The 1842-nt window shown below is 73.8% G+C and carries 1 protein-coding gene; it reads left to right on the top strand.

All coding sequences use genetic code 11. From position 1 onward, the window contains the following. Positions 1-1842: beta-ketoacyl synthase N-terminal-like domain-containing protein (locus ACMZ42_RS26975; protein ID WP_415733417.1), on the top strand; the 1842-nt coding region annotated here is incomplete at both ends.

Here is a 1842-nt window from a genome sequence, read left to right on the forward strand (position 1 = left end):
CAGGCTGGAGGTCGCGGGCTATCCGCCGATGGCGATGACGGAGAAGGTCGGCGTCTTCGCCGGCTGCGGCTTTCCCGACTACATGTGGAATGTCGCGTTCTCCACCATCGCCGAGGCCGGCGGCGCGCTGATGCTGGCGATCGGCAACGAGCGCGACTCGTTGGCCGCGATGGCTTCGTACAAGCTGAACCTGCGTGGCCCGAGCCTGACCGTGCAGACGTTCTGCTCGACGTCGCTGGTCGCCGTCCATCTGGCCGCTCAGGCGCTGCTGAACTTCGAGTGCGAGGTCGCGCTGGCGGGCGGCGTGTTCGTACCGCTGCCGCAGAACGTCGGCTACCCGTACGAGGAGGGTGGCATCCTGTCCCCGGACGGCAAGGCGCGCGTCTTCGACGCCGGGGCCCGCGGCAGCGTCATGGGCAGCGGCACCTCCGTGGTGGTGCTCAAGCGGCTCTCCGACGCGCTCGATGACGGCGACGACATCAGCGCGGTGGTGCTCGGCTCGGCCACGAACAACGACGGCAGCGCCTGCGCCGGCTTCACCGCCCCCGGGGTGGACGGGCAGGCCGCGGTGATCGCCGACGCCATAGCGTTCGCCGGGGTCAAGCCGGAGACGATCGACTACGTGGAGTGCCACGGCACCGGCACGGTGCTCGGCGACTCGATCGAGGTCGCAGCCATGGACCGGGTGTTCCCGGAGCGGGCCACCGGCCCGGTCGTGCTCGGCTCGCTCAAGGCGAGCATCGGGCATCTGGACCGGGCCGCCGGCACGACCAGCATGATCCGGGCAATACTGGCGCTGCGGCACGGCATCCAGCCGGGCACCCCCAACTTCCAGAACCCGAACGCGGCGCTGGCCGCGGCCCGGAGGAAGTTCACCGTGCTGACGGAGCACCGGACCTGGCCGGCCGGACAGGGCCCGCGCCGGGCCGGGGTGAGCGCCTTCGGCCTGGGCGGCTCGAACGCCCACGTCGTACTTGAGGAGCCGCCGCGCCGGCCGGCGCCGGTGGACCGGGCCGGCCCGCATCTGCTGGTGCTCTCCGGCCGCAACGCGGCCGCGGCCGATCAGGCCGTCGAGGACCTGCTGCGCTATCTGGACCGGAACCCCGAACAGGTGATCGCCGATGTCGCGTTCACCCTCCAGCAGTCCCGCTCGCAGTTCTCCGTACGCCGCGCCGTGGTATGCGCCGACGCCGCCGACGCGCGGCTCGCACTCGGCGACCCGCGGCGCTGGCTGACGGGCGAGCCGCAGCACCGCAATCCGCTGGTGGAGCTGGTACTGCCGGAGGACGGGGCGGTCGGCGAAGGCTGGTGGACGGGGCTCGCGGAAGCCGCCGGCCGGATCACCGGGCCCGCTTCGTCCGGCGCCGGCCGGGCTGGTGCGGCCCGGGCGGTCGCGGACGCGCTGCGGGGTGCGCTCGGCGTGCGGATCGGCGCCGTGTCCGGACCGGGCGCCGAGGAGCTGGCGGCCGGAATGGGGATGGCGGAGAGCAAGACGTGCCCGGTGCGGCTGGAGCTCGGCCCCGACGGCGGCACCGTGCCGGGCCAGTGGCTGGCCACCGCGGTCGCCCGGCTGTGGCTCGCCGGCGTGGAGGTGCGCTGGGCGGCGCTGCACCAAGGCAGCCCGCGCCGGGTCCCGCTGCCGACGTATCCCTTCCAGCGCCGCCGCTACTTCATCGACGGGGTCGGGGGCCAGATCAACGTGCCCGCGGCGGCCGTGGAGGGCCGACTCGACAATCTGGACCGCTGGACCTACCAGCCGAGCTGGCAGAGCCAGCCGGGGACGCTCAGCGACCGGAGCGAGGCCGCCCGCGCGGCCGGGCCATGGCTGGTGCTGGCGCTGTC

It is taken from the genome of Lysinibacillus sp. NPDC056185, from assembly GCF_047737915.1.
Lineage (GTDB): Bacteria > Bacillota > Bacilli > Bacillales_A > Planococcaceae > Lysinibacillus.